14 protein-coding genes and 1 pseudogene are annotated in these 13,707 nt (G+C 66.6%); 5 read left to right on the top strand and 10 right to left on the bottom strand.

Annotated features, from left to right (window positions below):
- Positions 1 to 91: 91 nt before the first annotated feature.
- A complete protein-coding gene (locus tag MLGJGCBP_RS33705; protein WP_087559694.1) occupies positions 92 to 499 on the top strand; it encodes an ArsR/SmtB family transcription factor in 408 nt (135 codons plus the stop codon).
- Positions 496 to 1,515, top strand: a complete 1,020-nt coding sequence (locus MLGJGCBP_RS33700) for a cation diffusion facilitator family transporter (protein WP_160101162.1) — start codon at positions 496 to 498, stop codon at positions 1,513 to 1,515. Before MLGJGCBP_RS33705 ends, MLGJGCBP_RS33700 begins: the two co-directional genes overlap by 4 nt.
- A gap of 7 nt (positions 1,516 to 1,522) precedes the next feature.
- Here MLGJGCBP_RS33700 and MLGJGCBP_RS33695 read toward each other — a convergent pair whose 3' ends face one another.
- The 6 genes and pseudogenes from MLGJGCBP_RS33695 to MLGJGCBP_RS33665 all read right to left on the bottom strand — a co-directional run bounded on the left by MLGJGCBP_RS33695 (position 1,523) and on the right by MLGJGCBP_RS33665 (position 8,011).
- On the bottom strand, positions 1,523 to 2,356 hold the full coding sequence (locus MLGJGCBP_RS33695) for a sulfurtransferase (RefSeq protein WP_160101214.1): 834 nt from the start codon (positions 2,354 to 2,356) through the stop codon (positions 1,523 to 1,525).
- A gap of 5 nt (positions 2,357 to 2,361) precedes the next feature.
- A complete protein-coding gene (locus MLGJGCBP_RS33690; RefSeq protein ID WP_160101160.1) occupies positions 2,362 to 2,706 on the bottom strand; it encodes a hypothetical protein in 345 nt (114 codons plus the stop codon).
- A gap of 331 nt (positions 2,707 to 3,037) precedes the next feature.
- Positions 3,038 to 3,712 carry a serine protease gene (locus MLGJGCBP_RS33680; RefSeq protein ID WP_160101158.1) on the bottom strand — a complete coding sequence of 225 codons (675 nt, stop codon included), beginning with the start codon at positions 3,710 to 3,712 and terminating at the stop codon, positions 3,038 to 3,040.
- 160 nt (positions 3,713 to 3,872) lie between these two features.
- A pseudogene (locus MLGJGCBP_RS33675) lies at positions 3,873 to 4,356 on the bottom strand (enoyl-CoA hydratase-related protein); the annotation flags it as partial.
- 581 nt (positions 4,357 to 4,937) lie between these two features.
- Positions 4,938 to 7,283 (bottom strand): glycoside hydrolase family 65 protein, encoded by a 2,346-nt coding sequence (locus MLGJGCBP_RS33670; protein WP_160101156.1) that lies wholly within the window; start codon positions 7,281 to 7,283, stop codon positions 4,938 to 4,940.
- Positions 7,284 to 7,285: 2 nt separating this feature from the next.
- Positions 7,286 to 8,011, bottom strand: a complete 726-nt coding sequence (locus MLGJGCBP_RS33665; RefSeq protein WP_160101154.1) for an HAD family hydrolase — start codon at positions 8,009 to 8,011, stop codon at positions 7,286 to 7,288.
- Between the two features lie 150 nt (positions 8,012 to 8,161).
- Here MLGJGCBP_RS33665 and MLGJGCBP_RS33660 point away from each other — a divergent pair, with 150 nt between their 5' ends.
- Positions 8,162 to 8,689 (top strand): ester cyclase, encoded by a 528-nt coding sequence (locus MLGJGCBP_RS33660; protein WP_160101212.1) that lies wholly within the window; start codon positions 8,162 to 8,164, stop codon positions 8,687 to 8,689.
- A gap of 171 nt (positions 8,690 to 8,860) precedes the next feature.
- A complete protein-coding gene (locus tag MLGJGCBP_RS33655) occupies positions 8,861 to 9,232 on the top strand; it encodes a hypothetical protein (RefSeq protein ID WP_160101152.1) in 372 nt (123 codons plus the stop codon).
- A gap of 29 nt (positions 9,233 to 9,261) precedes the next feature.
- On the opposite strand, the gene MLGJGCBP_RS33650 is transcribed toward MLGJGCBP_RS33655, so the two are convergent.
- Entirely contained in the window at positions 9,262 to 9,564 is a 303-nt protein-coding gene (locus tag MLGJGCBP_RS33650) for a hypothetical protein (RefSeq protein WP_160101150.1), read from the bottom strand.
- 377 nt (positions 9,565 to 9,941) lie between these two features.
- On the opposite strand from MLGJGCBP_RS33650, the gene MLGJGCBP_RS33645 reads away from it, so the two are divergent.
- Positions 9,942 to 10,385: an SPW repeat protein gene (locus MLGJGCBP_RS33645; protein WP_087559713.1), complete on the top strand. Its 444-nt coding sequence runs from the start codon at positions 9,942 to 9,944 to the stop codon at positions 10,383 to 10,385.
- A 96-nt stretch (positions 10,386 to 10,481) separates the two neighbouring features.
- On the opposite strand, the gene MLGJGCBP_RS33640 is transcribed toward MLGJGCBP_RS33645, so the two are convergent.
- The 3 genes from MLGJGCBP_RS33640 to MLGJGCBP_RS33630 form a co-directional block, all read right to left on the bottom strand.
- Entirely contained in the window at positions 10,482 to 11,672 is a 1,191-nt protein-coding gene (locus MLGJGCBP_RS33640; protein WP_160101210.1) for a TerC family protein, read from the bottom strand.
- A gap of 125 nt (positions 11,673 to 11,797) precedes the next feature.
- Positions 11,798 to 13,291, bottom strand: coding sequence for a gamma-aminobutyraldehyde dehydrogenase (locus tag MLGJGCBP_RS33635; protein ID WP_160101148.1), 1,494 nt, complete (start codon positions 13,289 to 13,291; stop codon positions 11,798 to 11,800).
- A partial coding sequence (locus MLGJGCBP_RS33630) for an aminotransferase class III-fold pyridoxal phosphate-dependent enzyme (protein ID WP_160101146.1) occupies positions 13,288 to 13,707 on the bottom strand: 420 nt, incomplete at its 5' end. The genes MLGJGCBP_RS33630 and MLGJGCBP_RS33635, both read right to left, overlap by 4 nt.

The raw sequence follows: 13,707 nt of genomic DNA, 5'->3' as shown, positions 1-13,707 counted from the left end.
GATGCAAGCAACTATATACATCGTTAGTGCAAGCAAGTAAGCCATTTCGGTGTCTGGTGCATCACAACACGAACTGACCTATTATCTGCGTATGAATGCAGATAAGCGCGTTTGCCGGCGCAGGCTCGACGAAGACCAGGTAGGGCTGGTTGTCGAGGTCTTCCGCATGCTGGCCGATTCCACCCGGGTCCAGGTGCTGTGGCAGCTGGTGGGCGGCGAACTGTCGGTGAACGAGCTGGCCGAACGGGTCGGGAAGCCGGCGCCGTCCGTCTCGCAGCACCTCGCGAAGCTCCGGATGGCCCGTCTCGTGCACACCCGGCGGGAGGGCACGTCCATCTACTACAGCGTCGCCAACGAGCACGTGCAGCAGCTGGTCACCGACGCCGTGTTCAACGCCGAGCACGCAGGCCCCGGCATCCCCGGTCACCATCGCGCGACGGGGGACCTGCAGGTCCTCCACGAGGATGCGGATCTCGCCGCGGAGGAAGGTGCCTCGTGAACGACCACGGCCACGGCCACGGACACGGGCATGGCCACGGCCACGGCCATTCGGGCGGCGTCCGCGGGGCGATCCGCGAGATCTTCGCCCCGCACAGCCACGACTCCGCGGACAGCGTCGACGACGCGCTCGAGGCCAGCGAGATCGGCATCCGGGCGGTGAAGATCAGCCTGGTGGTGCTGGGTGTCACCGCGCTGGCCCAGGTGATCGTGGTGGTGGTGTCCGGTTCGGTCGCGCTCGCCGCCGACACTATCCACAACTTCTCGGACGCGCTGACGGCGGTCCCGCTGTGGATCGCGTTCGCCCTCGGACGGCGGGCCGCCACCCGGCGGTTCACCTATGGATACGGCCGGGCCGAAGACCTCGCCGGGTTGTTCGTCGTGGTGATGATCGCGTTGTCCGCGGTCGTCGCGGGTGTGGAGGCGGTCCGGCGCCTGCTCGATCCCGTGCCCATCCAGCATCTCGGGTGGGTGGCGCTCGCGGGGATCATCGGCTTCGCCGGCAACGAGTGGGTGGCGCTGTACCGCATCCGGATCGGCCGGCGGATCGGCTCCGCGGCACTCGTGGCGGACGGACTGCACGCGCGGACCGACGGATTCACCTCTCTCGCCGTGGTGTTGGGCGCGGTCGGCGTCGCAGTCGGTATTCCCCTCGCCGATCCCGTGGTGGGCCTGGCGATCACGGCCGCGATCCTGCTCGTGTTGCGGACCGCGGCCCGCGACGTGTTCCGGCGACTGATGGACGGTGTCGACCCCGGACTGGTCGACGCCGCCGAACAGGCCCTCGCCGCCGAACCGGGAGTGGTCGGGGTGCGGAGCGTGAAGATGCGCTGGATCGGGCACCGCCTGCACGCGGACGCCGAACTCGACGTCGACCCGTCGACCAGCCTCAGCGACGCACACCGCGTCGCGCACACCGCCGAACACACGCTCACCCACGCGGTCCCGAAGCTGAGCACCGCCCTCATCCACGCCTACCCGGCCCACGACGTGGAGGCGGCAGGCCGGGCGGGGTGACCCGCCGCTACCGCGGGTCGGGGCCGGTGGCGACCGGACGTGCGGGATCGGACGACCACTGCGACCAGGACCCCGGGTACAGGGCGGCGTCGATGCCGGCGAGGGCGAGCGCCGCAACCTGATGGGCCGCCGTCACACCCGATCCGCAGTAGACGCCGACCGGACGTCCGGGCTCGGCGCCGACCGCGGCGAACCGTGCGCGCAGCGCCCCGACCGCAGCGAACCGCCCGTCGGGTCCGAGGTTCTCGGACGTCGGGGCGCTGTGGGCGCCGGGAATGTGCCCGGCGCGGGGGTCGACGGGCTCGGTCGCTCCCGAATATCGTTCGGCGGCACGGGCATCGAGAAGGTGACCGCGGTCGGCGAATTCGGCGGCCTCGTCCGCGGTCAGCGTCGGAAGGTGGCCCGCGGTGAGCACGACGTCGCCGGGGACCCGCGCCTGCTCGTCGCCGGATCGGACGGGGCGGCCCGCCGACGTCCACGCGCCGAGGCCGCCGTCGAGCATGCTGACGTCGGTAACACCGGCCCAGCGCAGCAGCCACCATGCCCGCGCGGCGGCGAGGTTCCCCGTCGCGTCGTAGACCACGACGGTGCTGCCCGCCCGGATTCCCCACCGGCGCGCGGCGTCCTGGAGGTCGGCCACGTCCGGTAGCGGGTGCCTGCCGAGTTCCGGGCGTCCCGGGGCGGCGAGTTCGGTGTCGAGGTCGACGAACACGGCTCCGGGAATGTGCGCGTCGAGGTAATGCTGCCTGCCCTCGGTGTCGCCGAGGGCCCACCGCACGTCCAGCAGGACCGGGGGAGCGTCGCTGCGCAACAGCGCCGCCAACTCGTCGATCGTCACCACAGGGCTCATCGCACACGTGTCCTTCCCGCGCCGGATTCGGAACCCGACCACTCTCGCACACGGGGGATTCGGTGTGCCGCGGAGACGAGAACCTGGCACCCTGGCACGCATGACGGGACGTCGCACGACGGCGCTGCTGCTTGCGGCCGCGCTGTTCGGGGGAGCTGGGTGGCGAACGTCGGCGCGGTCGGGAACATCGTGATCGTCGCGTACATCGCGATGCTGCCGAGTGCCACCGAACAGGCGAAACCGACGGCGGCGCGGCGGTTGCTCGGGCTGATGGCGATGGCGGTGGCGCCGGATGCGAGGATCGCGGTATCGGCCAGCTGCCGGCGGTACCGGGAAGGCACGCGAGCGGACTCACCATCACGGCGCGGACACCGTCCCCGGTCGCCCTTCGGCTCTGCGGCGATGCCTGGGATCAGCTCGAGACGGCGAATCTCGTGCGGCGTGTCCCGATCCGAGCGATCGCCGAGACGCACCGATCGAAATCACCGACACGGGAAGGGAACTCGCCCTCGGTCCACCGAGTGCCTCAACGCCCAGGTGTTCTCGCAGCCCGGCGTGTCCGGCGACAAGCTTGAGCTCGTCACGATCCTCGCCGAGCTACGCCGCGATCAGGCGATTTCGACACCGGAGATGCACCCACGAAGTGGTGAGTGTTTAGTGTCGTGAGGGTCACTACCGAACCGGCGTGAATCCGGCGCCGTAACTACCCTTGGCATCGATGTCCGCCAAGATCGGGGTGATCTTCCCGAAGAGGAAGGGTGACTCGGGGGAGGCATCCATTCCGATGCTGATCCCGACGAGCTTGTCACCAACGACGAGCGGTCCACCGGAATCACCGGGACGCATAAGTGCCCAGTTCTGCAGGTGAATCCCGTCGAGCCTGCCGATGACTCCGCAGGTCTTTCCGCTGGCAGGGCCGAGCTTGCAGGCGACGTCCCACTGGGCGGCGTCGCCGACGGCATTGACCACGATATCGCTGTCCGAACCGTACTTACTCGCGTCGACGACCGTGGGGTCCAACAGGATCACAGCGTAGTCCAAGGCATCGAAGGTGCCCTCGGGGTTGGCCGACCAGATGTCGGTCTCCCACCCGATCGGGCCCTTGTCGGCCTCTCCGACCTTGTAGATCGGCGTTCCTGCTTTCTGATGGCAGTGGCCGACGGTTAGTGCGACGAGTCGCCCGGCGGCATCGTTGCCCACTGCCGCGAGGGTGCAGAAGCCGTCGACCTCCGGGTAGGTAGTGTACGCGGTGCCAGGTCCCACGGAAATTCCCGAGGCTGCGTGTGCAGGAGGTGCCAGGACAGTCGACACGACTATGCCCGCGAGGAGAAGGAACAGCTTCTTCATGCTCTGACCTATCCGATCGCTCGACGACTTGCCCCTTGATTAGGTGAGGCAACCAACGTGTGCAGTCTAGGGGCTTTCGGCGGTATCCGCTTGCTCTCGGTGTGCGCTCGAAACCGCTGGCGTGGGCGGGCCGGTGGACTTCACCGCGCTGCTCCCGCGATCAGCGGTGCTTGAACACGGGCGAGCACTTCTCGACGAACGCCGCCACTTCTTTTCGGATCTTCAGTGCAGAACGTCGAATGGAACACTCGACGTTCGAACCGGAGGCCGTCGGTGAGCGTGGTCTCGAACGAGCGCCACGCTGCTTTCTTCGCCACCATCGCGACCGGGAGCGAGGTTTCGGCGGTCGTGGTTGCCGTCTTCAGAGCCTCGTCCAGCAGGTCGGCGGCGGGCATCGCTCCGTGGCACCAGCCCGGCGCTTCGGCCTCCTCGGCTTCCGTGTTCTGCGGCCGGTCAGGACAGTCCCATGGCCTTGGCGCCATGTCCACCGCGCGCGTCAGCCGCTGCGATCCACCGATGCCGGGGATGACACCGAGCTTGATCTCGGGCTGTCCGAACTTCGCGGTGTCGGCGGCGATCAGGATGTCGCAGAGCATCGCGAGCTCGCATCCGCCGCCGAGTGCGTAACCGGCGACCGCAGCCACATCCGCCAACTCGAAGACTTGGCTACACCGTCAAACGTCATCCCTGGTTCGGCAAGGACAACCGTGGCGACGAGCTGCCCAAGGCACTGCAGGGCCGCGAGACCAGGCTCGCGGCGATCCGTGCGGCGAGGGCCGAACTCGCCAATCTGCATCACCGGAAAGTATCAGAGAATAACAGATAGTATTAGATATATAGCAACAGCTGGAAGCCTCTCAATCACCGGCAAGCCCACACGATCAGCGTGGTCAAATGGGTGGCCGGGCTGCGGCGTTCGCGAACGATCCGGCGCGTACTGGCGAGCGAAACCAGCTCGTCCGCGATTGCGGATCGATCGTCCGGGCATCGCCCCTACAGTGTGTACGTACGGATTCGATCACCGGTCAGTCCGCCCCATGGGACGCATGGCTCAGGATTTCGCCGCAGTGTTCGATCTCGGCTATTCGGATCGGCGTATCCACTCAGTCGATATGAACGGTGCGCATGGCGAGCATTCAGACTCTTAACAGCCGCGTGGCCGAACTGGGGAAGGATGCAAGAAAGTGAACGCCTGGTGAGGGACCGTGGGGCACCCACCTGGCAATCACATACCCCCGCGACGCACGGGTGCCCGGCCGTACGGTTGCCGTACGGCCGTTGTGTTCGGCGGATCCGGGATCGGGCGCGTCACCGGGAACGAGTTGAGAGTGAACCGGTTGCCGTGATGGGCGAGCTGAACCGGTTCGCCGGACAGCAGGCGGTAGGTGGCGGTGGTGGCGCGAATGTCCACGTGGATCTGGCTGCCCCGCACCGTCATCCGGAACGAGAGATTAACGAGTTGTGGAGGTATTCGGGGTGCGAAGGAGACGTCGCCGCCGTGGTCGCGCATCCCGCCGAATCCCGCGACACACGCCATCCACGTCCCGGCGAGTGAGGCGATGTGCAGTCCGTTCTCCACGTTGGCGTGGAGGTCGTGCAGATCGGTCAGAGCGGCCTCGGCGAGGTAGTCGTAGGCGAGTTGGAGTTGACCGACCTCTGCGGCCATCACGGACTGCACACACGCCGACAGGGACGAGTCCCGAACCGTCAGGGCCTCGTAATAGGCGAAATTCGCGATCTTCTGTTCGTCGGTGAAGGCGTCGCCGCGAAGATACATCGCGAGCACCAGGTCGGCCTGCTGCACTACCTGCTTGCGGTAGAGGTCGAAGTACGGGTAGTGGAGCAGCAGCGGATAGTGCTCGGGTGGGGTGCCTTCGAAGTCCCATTCGGCGTGGTGGGTGAAGGCGTCGGATTGCTGGTGCACGCCGAGAGCGTCATCGAACGGAATTCGCATGTGCTCGGCGGCATCTCGCCAGAGAGCTGCCTCCTCGTCGTCCACACCGAGTTCACGCGCCAGCCCGGGGCGTCTCTCGCAGGCGGCCGCCGCGTCGTGCAGGTTCTTCTGCGCCATCAGATTGGTGAACACGTTGTTGTCGGCGACGGCGGTGTACTCGTCCGGTCCGGTGACGCCGTCGATTCGGAACTCGCCCTGCGCATCGTGGTGGCCGAGAGAAGTCCACAGCCGGGCGGTCTCCACGAGCAGTTCGACGCCGCATTCGGCTTCGAAGTCCTCGTCCCCGGTGGCGGCCAGGTACCGGGACGTGGCGGCGGCGACGTCGGCTCCCACATGGAAGGCCGCGGTTCCCGCAGGCCAGTAGCCGGAGCATTCTTCGCCGTTGATCGAGCGCCACGGGAACACGGCGCCGGCCTGCCCCAGCTGTACCGAGCGGTTCTTCGCCTTGTCCAGCGTGGAATGCCGCCAGCGCAATGCGTCGCGGGCCGAATCCGGCACCGTGTACGTGAGCAGGGGGAGCACGAACGTCTCGGTGTCCCAGAACGCATGTCCGTCGTAACCGGGCCCGGTCAGGCCCTTCGCGGGGATCGCCCGTGACTCACCGCGAGCACCCGCCTGCAGCACGTGGAACAGCGCGAACCGCACCGCCTGCTGAAGTTCTGCGTCGCCGTCGATCTCGACGTCCGCCGTCTCCCAGAAGACGTCGAGGTACTCGCGCTGCCGTTTCAGCAGAGTTTCCCAGCCGGTTTCGAGTGCTCCGGCTAGTGCCCCCTCGACCTGGCCGCGCAGGGCCGGAGTCGATCGTTGCGCCGACCACCCATAGGCCAGGTACTTCGTCACCGTCAGGCGTTCACCTTGCGGAACGTCGACGGCCACGGTGAGCCGGGCCAGATCCTCCTCGGTCTCGATTCTGCACCGCCCGTTGGCGGGGTACTCGACCTCGTGGTCCATACCTGCGGCCATCCGTAGTCCCGACGCCCTCGTGTGGTGGGCGAGCACCGCGCGGAAGTCATGGGCGGCAGCGAAATCGGGCACGAGCGGACGGTCCAGGGCGGCCGCCACTCTCGGATCGTCCGTGCGGGTCGGGATCTGTTCGTTGGCCAGCAGATCCGATTGCAGGACGAGTTCGATGTCGCCGTCGAGTGGCTCGACCTCGTAGTGGATGGCGGCGACCGCGCGAGAGGTGAAGGACACGAGCCGCTCCGAATGAATACGGACCCGGCGTCCGGTCGGTGAGGTCCATTCTGTGGTGCGGCGCAGGGTGCCCGAGCGGAAGTCGAGGACCCGCTCGTGCGCAGGTGCGCTGCCGTACCGCATGTCCATGGGCTCGTCTTCCACGAGCAGGCGGATGATGCTGCCGTCGGTCACGTTGACGACGGTCTGCCCGTCCTCGGGGTAGCCGTAGCCGGCCTCCGCATACGGCAGGGGCCGTTGCTCGTAGAACCCGTTGAGGTAGGTGCCGGGGAGGCCGCGCGGTTCACCCTCCTCGAAGGTGCCACGAATCCCGATGTGCCCGTTGGACAGTGCGAAGGTGGATTCGGTGGCGTGCAGTGCCTCCAGATCCAGTCCGCGCCATTTCAGCTGCCACGGCGAGATCTCGTAGCCCTTGTCGTCCATGCTCACCTCTCCAGGAGTTCGGCCAGGTCGTTCACCACCACGTCGGCGCCGTGCTCACGAAGCGCGTCGGTCTGATCGTTTCGATTCACTCCGACGACGTAACCGAATTCACCTGCGCGCCCCGATTCCACCCCGGACAGGGCGTCCTCGAACACGGCCGCCTGGTCGGGGTGCACATTGAGTGCGCGGGCGGCCGCGAGATACGAATCCGGTGCCGGTTTTCCGCGGAGACCCTGTTCCCGGATCACCACTCCGTCGATGCGGACGTGGACGTAGCGGCTGAGGTCGGCGGCGTCGAGTACGGCCTTCCCGTTTGCGGAGGACGTGACCACGGCGATCTTCATACCGGCGTCGTAGGCCGCGCTGATGTAGCGGACCGAGCCGGGGTAGGGGCTGGGACCCTCCTCGTCGATGACCTTCAGCAGCAGCCGGTTCTTGGTGTTCCCGACGCCGTTCACGGTCTCGGCGCCGGGCGGATCGTCCGGCGAACCCTCCGGCAACGTGATGTTGCGGGAGGTGAGGAAGGTCCGGACCCCGTCGGCGCGGGGGCGTCCGTCGACGTAGTCGTAGTAGTCCTGGTCGGTGAAGGACTGGAAGTTCGCGCCCTCCCGGTGCTTCAGGAACTCGTCGAATGTGCGTTTCCACGCCTTCCGGTGCAGTACCGCCGTTGCCGTGAGCACACCGTCGAGATCGAACAAGCAGGCCGAGATCGCATCAGGCAGTCCCATCACCTCCCCGACGGTACCGCCGCCGACCGCCGTTGTGCTGAGGCGCGCGCAAATCTGCACCCGATCGACCGGCACGGGATCGTTGACTTCGAGGCGACGGCGGTCGAATACTGAGAGTTCCAACCGATTGTTGCGGAGTGCACCGTGAACATGGAGGAGCCGGTCCCGTCGGACCAAGTCAAATCCCTCGATGTTCGGTCGATCGAGATCATGGCGAACGGAAGCCGCGCCGATCTCGACGCCGTCGTCCACCCGGACGCATTCAACCGGGAGAGCGCGACCGAACCCCCGCGGACGCGAGGGCGCGGACCCGACGCCTTCTACCACCGCCGAATGGCTGCGCACCGCCTTCTCCGAACTGCGGTTCGAATCGAGGACGTCGTGGTCGAGGGCAACCTCGCCGTCGTCTACACGATCATGAAGGGCAGGCACTCCGGCCCCTTCGTCGTCTACGATGAGCGCGGATCGATCGACCAGGTGTTCGCGCCGACGGGGCGAGTGCTCGCGGTCAAGCAGTCGCACTGGTTGCGCGTCGCAGACGGCCGCGTCGTCGAGCACTGGGCGACCCGGGACGACCTCGGCCAGGCAGTCCAGCTGGGCTGGGTGCCGCCGACCCCGCTGTCGCTGGTGCGCAACGCGTGGGCCAAGCGGGCAGCGCGCAGGGCCGCGGGCATGTGAGTGCCGATGCGTGTCCGAGCACACTTTCCCACTCACATGGGGTGTCCTCCGATCGGGGGACACGAGATTCATCCGGTGCGCGGTCTGATAGGGGGACAGACGTGGGCGGCGGGTCGGGAGAGAGTTGTTCCATACCGGGATCAGCCGCCCACGTGGACAGGAACTTTCGTCATGTCACCCATCTCCAGCATCGAGGTCGCCCGAGCCCGCCGGTCTCGCCGCGTGTTGTTCGTCGGCAATCCGACCCGCTACAACGACGTGTCACAGTGGGCGATGGTCCGGCAATGGGTGGCGCTCCACGGCCTGGAACCGATCCGCGAACTCGACGGTGACGTGCTCTGCGTCATCGTCACCGAGGACATTCTCGACGGGCGCTGTTCCGCGAAGGAATCGGCTGTCGTCCAACACGCCCGCACACTGGGTGTGCCGTGCATCAGCGTCCATGACACCACCCGGATCTGGCAGGTCACGGCCCGTGTGCGGTCGCGGATTCGTGAGTCGGCGGCAGGGGCGCCTGCGGGAGTTCATCGGGGCGGGGCGTAGGGCTCCAGCGGGGCCGCGGACGAGGTGCCTCAGTACCGCCTGTTGAGGAGTCGCCGGCGACGCTTCGGGCTCGGCTTCCACGCGCCGACTTCGCGGAAGCCCCAGATCGCGACTCCGAGCGCCGCAACGGACAGCAGATCGGACACCGTCAGGCCGTGGGTGGCGTCGAATTCCCAGAGCACCTGGCCCTCGAGGGGACCGTTGCCGAATATCCACAGCACCGCGGCGACGACTGTGACGCCGGCGGTCAGGCGGGAGGGGCGTGCAAGGCACAGGGTGGTCGCCGCGAACAGGAAGTTCATGAACACGAGAGGATAGAAGGGCAGCGCCATCCCGCTATTCTTCCAAGCTGCGCCGGGTGTGTGCACGGCGCGGTCACGCAACCGTGCGGTCGGGCGGGTCGTGTTTGCTCGTCGCGTTCTCGGTGGCGGGCAGTTCATGCAGGTCTTTCTGCCGAATCGCTCGGCCGATGAGAATAGCGAAGGGCACCGACAGTGCTATCCACGCGAGCGCGATCCCGACAATCCACCACACACTTCGAGTATGCCCGTCCCTGGACGCCTGCCCAAGGTCGGCTGATCGTCGCAGTTCGTGGGGACTGGTCGGTAGTTGGGAATTCGGAAAAATTACCTGGTCATCGCTGGTTTGCCGAACGAAGTTCGGGGCACCCCCACGATAGGGAATGGTTCTCTTTTCTAGGAGGTGGGTGATGACGACACCAGGCATGTCGATCGAGAGACACCCTGATATCGCCGAGTTGCGGGCTCGCTACGACCGAGTCTCGGAACAGCCGATGACGCAGGTCACCGAGGGCCTGATGTTCATGGCGGGCCTCTACATGGCGGCATCGCCATGGATTGTCGGGTTCGCAAGCCAGTCTGGCCTGGCGACCTGCAACCTGCTGTCGGGTCTTGCGGTGGCACTGCTCGCGGTCGGTTTCACGTCGGCCTACTCACGCACGCACGGCATGGCGTTCGTCGCGCCGCTGCTCGGACTGTGGATGATCGTCAGCCCGTGGCTGGTCGTCGGAGTTACCACCACGGCGGGAATGATCTGGTCGAACGTGGTCTGCGGCATCATCGTGTGTCTGCTGGGTCTCGGTCTCACCGCCATGGGTATGGCGGACGGCGGCATGAGGATGAGGAGGAGGTAGGCACGCACGTGCCCGCATGGGGATGGGGCACGAGCCGAAGAAGCGCCCGCCGGACCGGTGGGCGCTTCGACTGCGTACAGCTGGTTCTGCGTTCGGCTAGTTCTGTTTGAGGAACGCGTCGTGCTCTCCGTGGGCGCGTTTGATGAGGTCCAGGAGTGCGGTTTCCTCGCGGACCATCTTCTTGAATTTCGGGTCGAGCTTCTTGAGTTGTTCTTCCTCGTTGATCAACCTGTTGTACATGCGTTCGCGTTCGGCAAGGTCGGCGGTGTAGTCGAGGTCGAGGTAGTTGATGGCGTGCCGCCGGGCGCCGGCGATGGTGGACTGCGCCCTGCCCTTCTTGCTGGCGAGGGACGCGATCACGGTGATCACGAGGATGCCGATGATGACACCCAGTGACACGAACGTGCTGATCTCGATGACGTCGACCGGTTCGCCGCTGTTGACGAACGGCAGGTTGTTCTCGTGCAGTGCGTGCAGGATCAGCTTGACCCCGATGAACGCGAGGATCGCGGCGAGCCCGTACGACAGGTAGATGAGGCGGTCGAGGAGACCGTCGAGCAGGAAGTACAGCTGCCGCAGGCCCATCAGTGAGAACACGGTGGCGGTGAAGACGACGAAGACGTTCTGGGTGAGGCCGAAGATCGCGGGGATGGAGTCGAGGGCGAACAGGAGGTCGGTGCCGCCGATGGCCACCATCACCAGCAGCATCGGCGTCATCATCCGCTTGCCGTTCTCGACGGTGAACAGCTTGTCGCCGTCGTACTGCTCGGTGGTGTGAATGAATTTCTTCGCGATGCGGATGATGAAGTTGTCGGCCGAGTGTGACTCCTCGGTTTCGGGCCGCAGCAGGTTACCTGCGGTGATCAGCAGGATGAGGCCGAAGAAGTAGAACACCCACGCGAACGAGTTGATGAGCGCGGCGCCCAGGAAGATGAACCCCGTCCGGGCGAAGATCGAGAACACGATGCCGAACAGCAGGACTTTCTGCTGGTCTTCGCGCGGCACCCGGAAGCTGGACATGATGATGAGGAAGACGAAGAGGTTGTCGACGGACAGTGCCTTCTCCGTGACGTAACCGGCGAAGTACTCCGTGCCCATGTCGACGCCGCCGAAGATCAGGACGGCAACACCGAAGAGCAGCGCGAGTCCGACGTAGATCGACGACCAGATCGCCGCTTCCTTCAGCGTCGGGATGTGCGCGTGGCGGACGTGGAAGAAGTAGTCGAACGCCAGCAGAGCGACGATCACCACGATCGTCAGAATCCAGGCGAAGGGAGTTACATGCACCATGTCTGCCTCTCCGTCGAAGCGGAACGCTCTGCTCGTCAGCGTAACCCCGCGCACGGCGCGACTTGGCAGAACCGGCGCGGTCGCCGGGACGGCCGCAGTTGCTGCCGCCCCGGCGATCGGGCTCAGTGTCGGTCGCCGAACACCGTCCGGTGCCAGTCCTTCCTGGCGGTTCCGGTGATGTCGGACATGACGTGCTTGACGTTGGTGTACTCGTCGAGCGAGTACGTCGACATGTCCTTGCCGTAACCGGACGCCTTGTACCCGCCGTGGGGCATTTCGCTGATGATGGGGATGTGGTCGTTGATCCACACGCAGCCCGCCGCGATGTCGCGGGAGGCGGTTTGCGCCCGGTACAGGTCCCGTGTCCACGCCGACGCCGCCAGCCCGAAGTCGGTGTCGTTGGCCAGCGCGATGCCGTCTGCGTCGTTTTCGAACGGCAGGACGACGAGCACGGGACCGAAGATCTCGCGCTGCACGATCTCACTCGACTGGTCGGCGCTCACGACGAGCGTCGGCTCGTAGTAGAAGCCGGACGCGAGGTCGCCGCCGGGGACGCCGCCGCCGCGGACGATCTTCGCCCCCGTGTCGCGGGCGCGGTCGACGAACCCGGCGACGTGCTGCTGCTGCCGCCGCGACACCAGCGGACCCATGTCGGTGCCGGGATCGGACGGGTCGCCGAGGCGGACGGTGTCCATGAGCGCGGCGACGCCGGCGACGAAGTCGTCGAACAGCGGACGCTGCACGTAGGCGCGGGTGGCCGCGGTGCAGTCCTGGCCCGAGTTGATGAGTGCGCCGGCGACGGCCCCGTTGATCGCCGCCTCCAGGTCGGCGTCGTCGAACACGACGAAGGGCGCCTTCCCGCCCAGTTCCAGGTGCAGTCGCTTGCCGGCAGCGGTGGCCGCGATCTGCCGGCCCACGGGAGTCGATCCGGTGAAGCTGACCATGCTCACGTCCCGGTGCGACACCAGCGCAGCACCGGTGGTCGCGCCGCGTCCGGTGATCACGTTGACGACGCCGTCCGGCAATCCGGCGCGGGTCGCCGCCTCGGCGAACAGCAGCGACGTCAAGGGAGTGATCTCCGCCGGCTTGAGCACGATGGTGTTGCCGGCCGCGACCGCGGGCAGGATCTTCCACGCCGCCATCTGCAGCGGATAGTTCCACGGCGAGATCGACCCGATCACCCCGACGGGTTCCCGGCGGATGCTGGACGTGTGGTCGGGCGAGTACTCACCCGACGCCTTTCCCTCCAGATTGCGGGCCGCGCCGGCGAAGAACGACACGTTGTCGATCGAGCCGGGGACGTCGAACTCGGTCGACAACTTGATCGGCTTGCCGGTCTGCCGGGTTTCGGTGGACGCGAGATCGTCGGACATCTCGGTGAGTTCGGCGGCCCACCGGGTGAGGACGGCGGAACGCTCGCCCGGACTCGTCGTCGACCATTGCGCGTAGGCGGCTTTCGCGACGGCGACCGCGTCGTCGACGTCGCCGACCGAGGCCTCGGTGCGCGACGAGACCACCTCACCGGTGGCCGGATCGAGCACCTCGTACCGTTCGGCCGCTGCGCCGTCCCGGTAGCGGCCGCCGACGTACAGCCCGGGAAGGTCCTGGTGGTTCACAGGAGGGTCCAGGCTTCGGTGAGGACGCTGCGGAGGATGGTTTCGATCTCGTCGAATTCGGTTTGCCCGCAGATCAGTGGGGGTGCGAGTTGGATGACCGGGTCGCCGCGGTCGTCGGCCCGGCAGTACAGGCCGGCGTCGAACAGGGCGGTGGAGAGGAATCCGTGCAGGATCCGCTCGGCCTCCTCATCGCTGAACGACTCCTTCGTGGTCTTGTCCTTGACCAGTTCGATGCCGTAGAAGTAGCCCTCCCCGCGCACGTCCCCGACCATCGGCAGATCCGTGAGTTTGTCGAGGGTGGCCCTAAACGCCGGCGCCTGCTCGGCGACGTGCGCGCCCAGGCCTTCGCGTTCGAAGATGTCCAGGTTCGCCAGCGCCACCGCCGCGGAGACGGGGTGCCCGCCGAAGGTGTAGCC

Origin of the sequence: Rhodococcus sp. T7, assembly GCF_009872365.1 — a bacterium.
Lineage (GTDB): Bacteria > Actinomycetota > Actinomycetes > Mycobacteriales > Mycobacteriaceae > Rhodococcus_F.
The sequence above is the reverse complement of the archived record's forward strand: the minus strand, read 5'-3'. Positions and strand labels throughout refer to the sequence as shown.